This is a genomic window from Nostocoides veronense (assembly GCF_039531185.1).
Lineage (GTDB): Bacteria > Actinomycetota > Actinomycetes > Actinomycetales > Dermatophilaceae > Nostocoides_A > Nostocoides_A veronense.
On the sequence record NZ_BAAAPO010000043.1, the window covers coordinates 5559 to 13392 of the forward strand.

8 protein-coding genes and 1 riboswitch are annotated in these 7834 nt (G+C 69.9%); of the genes, 3 read left to right on the forward strand and 5 right to left on the reverse strand.

Translation table 11 applies throughout. The features are described from left to right. Window positions 1-31: 31 nt before the first annotated feature. Genes ABD225_RS14305 through ABD225_RS14315 form a run of 3 tightly spaced genes read right to left on the reverse strand, consistent with a single transcriptional unit; the run spans window position 32 to window position 2578 of the window. A complete protein-coding gene (locus ABD225_RS14305; RefSeq protein WP_344086806.1) occupies window positions 32-1495 on the reverse strand; it encodes a hypothetical protein in 1464 nt (487 codons plus the stop codon). Next, entirely contained in the window at window positions 1488-2054 is a 567-nt protein-coding gene (locus ABD225_RS14310) for an RNA polymerase sigma factor (protein WP_344086809.1), read from the reverse strand. Before ABD225_RS14310 ends, ABD225_RS14305 begins: the two co-directional genes overlap by 8 nt. A gap of 26 nt (window positions 2055-2080) precedes the next feature. Continuing rightward, window positions 2081-2578 (reverse strand): hypothetical protein, encoded by a 498-nt coding sequence (locus ABD225_RS14315; RefSeq protein ID WP_344086811.1) that lies wholly within the window; start codon window positions 2576-2578, stop codon window positions 2081-2083. Between the two features lie 354 nt (window positions 2579-2932). Here ABD225_RS14315 and ABD225_RS14320 point away from each other — a divergent pair, with 354 nt between their 5' ends. From ABD225_RS14320 to purH, 3 genes are all read left to right on the forward strand, one after another. Beyond that, on the forward strand, window positions 2933-4135 hold the full coding sequence (locus ABD225_RS14320; protein WP_344086814.1) for a cell division protein PerM: 1203 nt from the start codon (window positions 2933-2935) through the stop codon (window positions 4133-4135). 178 nt (window positions 4136-4313) lie between these two features. Further along, window positions 4314-4898 carry a phosphoribosylglycinamide formyltransferase gene (gene purN, locus ABD225_RS14325; RefSeq protein ID WP_344086817.1) on the forward strand — a complete coding sequence of 195 codons (585 nt, stop codon included), beginning with the start codon at window positions 4314-4316 and terminating at the stop codon, window positions 4896-4898. Window positions 4899-4900: 2 nt separating this feature from the next. After that, a riboswitch (ZMP/ZTP riboswitch) is annotated at window positions 4901-4977 on the forward strand. Between the two features lie 38 nt (window positions 4978-5015). Continuing rightward, window positions 5016-6638, forward strand: a complete 1623-nt coding sequence (gene purH, locus ABD225_RS14330) for a bifunctional phosphoribosylaminoimidazolecarboxamide formyltransferase/IMP cyclohydrolase (protein ID WP_344086820.1) — start codon at window positions 5016-5018, stop codon at window positions 6636-6638. Window positions 6639-6717: 79 nt separating this feature from the next. Here the strand turns inward: purH and ABD225_RS14335 are convergent, their stop codons facing one another. Both ABD225_RS14335 and ABD225_RS14340 read right to left on the reverse strand, forming a co-directional pair. Next, window positions 6718-7404, reverse strand: a complete 687-nt coding sequence (locus tag ABD225_RS14335; protein ID WP_344086823.1) for an HAAS signaling domain-containing protein — start codon at window positions 7402-7404, stop codon at window positions 6718-6720. Further along, window positions 7404-7751, reverse strand: coding sequence for a PadR family transcriptional regulator (locus tag ABD225_RS14340; RefSeq protein ID WP_344086826.1), 348 nt, complete (start codon window positions 7749-7751; stop codon window positions 7404-7406). The genes ABD225_RS14335 and ABD225_RS14340 overlap by 1 nt, the downstream gene beginning before the upstream one ends. Window positions 7752-7834: the final 83 nt, after the last annotated feature.

Here is a 7834-nt window from a genome sequence, read left to right on the forward strand (position 1 = left end):
CGGAGGCGAGCGCTGGGCCAGGGCGCGGGGGTCAGCGCTGGGCGGCGAGGGCGCTGAGCCGGTTGAGCTCGCCGATGTAGACCTCGTGGTTGAGTTCGGCGGCCGAGACCCAGAGCGTAATCGTCGAGACGTAGCCCGGCGTCTTGGTCGGGGTGATCGCGACGAACTCGGTGAAGGGATCGGTGCCGTCGGCGAAGGTCGTCGTCACGGTGAATTGCCCAGGATGAGCGCCGGTCACAGCCGTGGTCGTGGTCTGGCCCTCCGTCACGGTGCAGCCGGTGAAGCCCGTCGTCAGGCGATCCTGCAGCTCCTGCACCGACTCACCCTCGGCGACTTGCCGGATCCGTTGCGAGGCAAAGAAGCTCGCGTCCTTGCCCGCGATCTTCACCTTCATGATCCCGAAGACTCCGGAGCCAGAGGTGTCCGCGTCGCAGCCCTGCGTCACCACCGGTGAACCCTCGAACTCCCAGCTTGCGGACTCGCTGGCGCCGCCATCGGTGAGCACCGGCGAGGCGAAATCCGCCGGCTCGACAAAAAGGTTGAGCGGTGGCACCTTTCCGGGCGGGCCGAGCACGAGCGGGCCCGCAGCCGACCCACTGCCTCCGCCATCGGCCTGCAGCAGCCGCGCGTTCATCACCCAACTGAGCCGGGCGATCTGCCCCAACTCGACCTCAGAGGTGCCCGGTGACTCCCAGAGCTCGAGATAGGACAGGTGCCGCCCGACCTGGGTCAGCACGACCCAGCCGGCCCCGCCCTCGTCCGTCGTGAAGGACCAGAGGAAGGGGCGCTCCTCGAGAGCATCTGTGGATTGCGGCGTCAGGCCGCCCTTGGGCCCAGGCGTCGCGCAGGAGCCGAAGGCCGTCGACATGGTATTCAGCGCAGCCACGGCTGCCGACTCATCGTCGAAGATCCAGACACGTTCACTGGCAAAAGGTGCCGGCGCGCCCGCCGCGGTCACCGTCTGCGCATCGACCAGCATCCCGCCGGGATTCGCCAGACACAAGGGATCTTCCAGCCCACCGGACGCAGCCGCATCCGCCACCGTCGGGGCAGCCTCCAGACCCAGGGCTTGCTGCCATTCCGTGCCGATCGGCAGCAGCACCGCGCTGGACGCGATGAGGTCACGCCACTGCTCCTCGGTCAGCGTCGCGGGCGAGGACAAGCTGCTTGACGAAGCGTCCGAAGAACTGCTCGACGTCGAACTCGTGGTCGTCGACGATTGAGTCGTCGAGGACGCGGCCGGGTCGCCGGTGTGGCGGTCCGAGCGCAGCACGCCCGAGAGTCCAACCGCCGCCACGACCAACCCTGCCGCCGCCAGCCCCGCCCCCGTCATCAGCCAGCGGGACCGGCGCGGCGCCTGCACGCCGCCCTTGACTTCCGATACCGGGGCCAGCGGCACCGCCGTCACATCGGCGCGCAACGAATCCAGCGCCGAACGGACCAGGTCGTCATCCTCGGCTGACCAGTCGTCGTCGAAGACATCGTTCTCACGCATGGCCACCCTCCTTCGCCCGCAATGCCTCCGCCAGGGCCTTGCGGCCGTGGTGCAGGCGAGCCTTGATCGTGCCGACGGGGGAGCCCAGATCGTCGGCGATCTGCTCAACGCTCATGTCGAGCAGATAGTGCAGCGCCAGCACCTCGCGGTGCTGCGGGCTGAGTGTCTTCAGCGCGGCGACGACATACGCCCGATCCTCGGCCGGCCGTGCCGGCTCCTCCGGCACCAGCGCGAGCCGGCGGTGCGCCTCGCCCCTGTTGGTGTCCTTGCGCCACTGCGAGATCGCCAGCCGCCGCGCCACCGTGCGCACCCAGGACAGCGGGTCGTCCGCCGCGCTGACCTGGCTCCACCGCTGCCAGGCGCGGGCATACGCCTCCTGCGTGCAATCCTGCGCCAGGGTCAAATCGCCGGTCGTGGCGTAGACGAGGTGGATGACGCGATGCGCCGTGTCCCGATAGAACGAGTCGAAGTCGAGCGCCGTCACGTCGTGCGTGGCCTCCCCTCGGCGCGTCGGCAAGGCCGGCCACGCCGGTCTCGCGCTGTGGATCGCTGCTGTCATGACCCCCCAGACGCGTGGGGGATCGGTCAGGTTGCCACGCTATCGGAGGATCGCGGGGGGACCGTCCAGGCTCCCCGCCGTCGGCGCCGCAACCATAGATAGACCCCCACCAGCAGCGTGCCGAGGAAGGCTTCCGTCAGGCGTGAGGTGTAGCGCACCGCCTCCCCGGCGAGACCCTGCAGATTGTGGTCGCGCAGGATCGAGACGCCCAGGGGTATGACGAGCAGCGCCGCCCACAGGCCGCACCGGCTGGCCGGTCGGTCCGGCGCGCTGGGGTCAACGCTGCGCCGGTCGAAGACATCGAAGGCGAAAGGTGCCAGCGTGATGAACGCCAGGGTCTCCGCCTGCTGGGTCACGCTGGTGCGATTGAAGACCACGGTGACCAGCAGCAACAGGCCACCCGCCAGCGCGGCCCACCGCAGGGGCCGTCGCGGGGCGAGATATGCCGCGCAGTGCGCCGGTGGCGCGGTCGAAGGCAGCCAAGCGCGAGCGCGGTTGCGAATCGACGGAGGTGAATCGGCCACCGATGACCATGGTCGAGCCGGCCTGCGTGATGGCGAAAACGGCCCCGTCGTCGACCGCCGGGGTGCCCGTTTGCGGGATGGCGGCGACCACGTGCTCGTGGCCCGGTGCGGCGAGTGCGACCCCCGAGGTCGCGAGCGCCAGCGTGATGGACGCGGCGAAGGTACGACAAAACATGCAACAAACCCCTAAAGCGGCGGCTGGGAGCTGGCGCGATACAACCGTGCTGGGCCAGAGTCTGCGCCCCGCACCGGCGCTCTGACTAGGCCCCTCGCGCCAGGCGATGGCGGTGATTTGACCGGCCCGCGGCGTGGGGTCGGCATCTGAGGCAATCCGTGGGTGACGATGGGGACGCTATGCCGCTCCTGGACCGCTTCCGCCCCGCCGCCGAGTCGCCGACCGCGCCCGCTAGCGGTGCCGCGGCGGACGTCGCGGCAGATCGGTCCGCGAATGCTCTGCGCACGGCCGCCCTCGGCGGGGTGTCCGGAGCGGCCGTCAGCTTGGCCGTGACCCTGGCCGTGGTCGGCATCCTCGGTTCGCTTGCGGCGCAGGCCAGTTCGGGCTGGGGCCCGATCTTTGCTATGGGCTCGACCTTGTGGCTGATGGCTGGTGGAGCACGGGTCGCGGCCGACGGCGTCTTCGTCGCGCTCACTCCCTTGGCCGGCACCGCGCTGGTCACCTGGGTGGCCGTGCGGGCCGCCCACCGCTCCCTTCCCGAGCGTGGTCCGCGGACCAGGGCGTATGCCGCCTGGCTGGCCGGTTATGTCCTGGTCGCCGCTGCGGCGGTCGCCCTCGCGGCGAGCGGACCCGCGACGCCGGTGTGGTGGTCGCTGCCGCTGCCCGTCCTCGGCATACCCGCCCTCGCGTTGGCGATCGCCGAACTTCCGCGCGGGCATGGTGACCGGCTCGTGCACCGCATACCCCGGGTGCTGCGGCGGGCGGTCCGTCCCGCGCTGCGCACGGGAACGGTGCTGCTGCTCACCGGCATGTCGCTCTTGGTCCTCGCGGTCACCTTCCGGCTGGGTGAGGTGGGGCGGCTGTATGCCGAAGTGGACGCCGGCGTTCTAGGTTCCGTCGGCCTGACGGCTGGGCAATTGCTGGCCTGGCCGAACCTCGGGATCTGGGGGATAGCTCTGGTCAGCGGTCCGGGCTTCGCCGTGACCGAGGGGGCCTCCGTGACGCTCGGCGGCGCGGGGGGCGGCGTCCTCCCGCTGATCCCCGTGCTTGGCGCGGTGCCGAGCGCCACAAACTTCCCGTGGTTCGCGTGGCTATTGCTGCTGGTGCCAGTGCTCATCGGGGGGTATGCCGCCCGCCGCACCCTCGCCGAAATCCCGCGGCTCGCGAGCACCCGCACCAAGGTGTTTTCGGTGCTGTCGACCGTGGCGCTGACGTCCATCGGTCTTGGGGTGCTCGATGCCTTCGCCGGCGGCTCGCTGGGCGATGGCTACCTGTCGTCCGTTGGCCCGTCGGCGACGTCCTTGGTGGTCAGTCTGCTGCTCACCCTTGGCCTTGGGGCTCTTGTCGTCGTCGCGCGCGACTGGTGGCGCCTGCGCCGCTAGGCGCCTCCGCCTCCGCCTTAGCTATGCGACGCGCCCTGGCGTGCAACGGCCTCGCGCCCCCAACTCAGCAGAGGCTTGTCGAATCTGCACACCGTGCACGGTGCGCACAGTCGACTAACGTCTGCTAGCAGAAGTTAGTCGACCCCCCGTCGCGCGGGGCGGACCATCGGAGGAACGCGTGGCGGAAGAACTACGGGTCGTCGTCCTCGTCTCCGGGTCGGGGACGCTGCTGCAGGCGCTCCTGGATGCCGCGGCAGACCCGGGCTTCGGGGCGCAGGTCGTGGCGGTGGGTGCCGACCGGGAGGGAACGGTGGGCGAGCAGCGGGGCGTGCGGGCCGGCATACCCACCTTCGTCGAGCCCGTCTCCGCGTATGCCGACCGGTCGGCCTGGGATGTCGCACTCGCCGAGCGGGTGGCCGAGCACCAGCCGGACCTGGTGGTCAGCGCCGGCTTCATGAAGGTTCTCGGGCCGGCCTTCTTGGCGCGACATCGCGTCATCAACACCCACCCCGCGCTCCTGCCGAGTTTCCCTGGGGCACACGGGGTTCGCGATGCGCTGGCGCATGGCGTCAAGGTCACCGGCTGCACCTGTCACTGGGTGGACGCCGGTGTCGACACCGGGCCGATCATCGCCCAACGGGCCGTCGCCGTCGAGCCGGACGACAGCGAGGAAAGCCTGCACGAGCGCATCAAGATCGCCGAGCGGGAGATGCTGGTTGCTGTCGTCAAGGACCTGGCCCGGGCCGGGTCGAGCACGACGTAGACTCGGGCACAGACGACTGGCGCGGGTGGGCAACCACCGGGGAGTCACCTGCCGAGCATCGCCCGCCTGGGTGCCGGCCCCCGAGAACGTCTCGATATCGCAGGAGTGACCCCGCCCGTGATCCACACCGCAGCCCCTGGCCCCACGCAAGATCAGCGCCCTGTGCGCCGCGCCCTGATCTCGGTCTATGACAAGACCGGCCTCGCCGACCTAGCGATCGGTTTGCACGACGCCGGCGTGTCGATAGTCTCCACTGGCGGATCGGCGAAATTCATTGCGGGACTGGGCATTCCGGTCATCGAGGTGGCCGACCTGACCGGCTTCCCGGAGTGCCTCGAGGGCCGTGTCAAGACGCTGCATCCGGTGATCCATGCTGGCGTGCTCGCCGACACCCGCAAGCCCGACCACCTCGAGCAGTTGGCCGAGCTGGAGATCCGCCCCTTTGAACTCGTCGTCGTCAATCTCTACCCCTTCTCGGCGACGGTCGCCTCGGGCGCCGGGCCGGACGATTGCGTCGAGCAGATCGACATCGGCGGACCGTCGATGGTGCGCGCGGCGGCCAAGAACCACCCGAGCGTCGCGATCGTCACCGACCCCGCGGCATACGACATGGTCCTCGAGGCGGTCCGCGGCGGCGGGTTCACCCTGGAGCAGCGCAAGCTGCTCGCGGCTCGCGCGTTCGTGCACACGGCCGACTACGACATCGCGGTCGCGAGTTGGCTGGGCAACGCCTATGTCGACACCTCCGGCGGCGACGGCTTCCCGGGCTGGACGGCTGGTTCGTGGACCAAGGCCCACGGCCTTCGCTATGGCGAGAATCCGCACCAAAAGGCCGCGCTCTACCGGCACTGGCGTCCAGGCCTGGCGAGCGCCGAGCAACTCGCCGGCAAGGAGATGTCTTACAACAACTACGTCGACGCGGACGCCGCTGTGCGCGCCGCCTACGACCATGGCGATCAACCGACGGTCGCCATCATCAAGCACGCCAATCCGTGCGGGATCGCGGTGGGGGAGTCCGTCGAGGAGTCGTATGCCGCAGCGCACGCCTGCGACCCCGTGTCCGCCTATGGCGGCGTCGTTGCGACGAATGCGGTGGTCACCCTGGCGATGGCTCAGGCCCTCAACGAGACCTTCAGCGAGGTCATCGCGGCGCCCGCCTTTGCCGAGGATGCGCTGACTGTCCTGCGAGAGAAGAAGAATCGCCGACTCATCCAGTTGCCGGAGGGTATGACGACCCACCGGGACCCGGTGGAGTTCCGGCCGATTTCGGGTGGGCTGCTCGTCCAGACGGCGGATCGCCTCGACGCGGTCGTCGATGCTGGCTATGGCATCGACGGCGGCGACGACGCGGCGCATTGGCGGCTGGTCGCCGGGCCAGCTGCGGATGCCGCGACCCTCGCCGAGCTCCAATTCGCATGGCGGGCGGTCCGGGCGGTGAAGTCCAATGCCATCCTGCTCGCCCGCGGCGGCGCCTCGGTGGGGATCGGGATGGGGCAGGTCAATCGCGTCGACTCGTGCCGGTTGGCCGTGGCACGCGCGGGCGAGGAGCGCTCCCGAGGCGCGGTGGCGGCCTCGGACGCTTTCTTCCCGTTCGCCGACGGGCTGCAGATCCTGCTCGACGCGGGCGTTCGGGCGGTCGTCGCCCCGGGCGGTTCGATCCGCGACGACGAGGTCATCACGGCGGCTGAGCGAGCGGGCGTGACGATGTACTTCACGGGCACTCGGCACTTCGCGCATTAGGCGCGGTGGGGAACTTTGCTGTCGCTAGGGCGACAGCAAAGTTCCCCAACAGCCGCGCCGGGGAGCGGCCCGTCGGGCGTCAGCGCAGGCGCAGGCCCTTCGGCCGCGGACCGTGCTCACCCACCGCGGCGAGCAGGCGGCGGGCCGTGACGATCTGCAGCACGGCATACCCGATGCCCAAGGCCGCGAGGATCCACGGCACCCAGGCTGCTGGCCCAGAACTCGGCGCGCCCGTGCAGTGCTCGACGCCCGCGGCGTCCACCGAGCAGGCCTGACTGACGCTCCGGAAGGTAGCCATGCCGCTTGCCACGAGGGCAAGGAGGGCGACTGGGACGCCGCTGCCGAGCACCAGCCCGGCCCGGAGGCGCTGGCTGGAGGTCCATCGGTGACACCGCGCCAAAAAGACCAGGCCGATCACCCACACGACGAGCCCGATAGGGATCAGCAGGATGGTCAGGATGAGCACTTCCGCCGCGAGGAGCATTGCGACGGTCGTGGCCTCCCACTCGCGGCGTGGCTGCGCGGCAGGCTCCGTTGTCGGCGCTGTGGTCGGTGGCGCGGTAGCCGCCACGAGGTCTTCTGGGGGCCCAAGCCGGTCGATGAGCGTGCGCACCTCCGCTTCGGAGATCGCGCGGCCATCCGTCGCGGCGCGGAAGTGTTCTTCGATATCTGCGGCAAGTTCCCGAGCGTCGGTCTCGGGCAGGCCGACCGCAGCGCGGCGCAGCCGGTCCAGATAGTCCGTGATCAGCGGATGCGTCGTGTCCATCATTGCTGCGCCTTTCCATCGAGAAGTCGGTCGACCGAGGCGCGGAAGTCGCTCCACGCCACCCGGAAGTCCGCGAGGGCGCGGCGTCCGGTGGGGGTTAGGGAGTAATAGCGGCGCGGCGGACCCGCATCGGATTCGCGCCAGGTGGTGGTGACGAGGTCGTCCTTGCGGAGTCGGCTGAGCAAGGGATAGACGGTGCCTTCGCTCGCGACGAGGCCGGCCTCGGCGAGTTCCCCGACGAGGTCATAGCCATAGCGCTCGTCCTCGGCGAGCAGGGCGAGGACGCAGTTCTCGAGGGCGCCCCGGCGCAGTTGCGCCAAAGCCTTGCCCTCTGGATCCGCTGTCATGCGTCACACAGTAGCGACCTAGTACCTTGCAGCGCAAGAGACAACCCTGTCGAGTTCGGGAAACACGCCGAGGATGGGGCGCG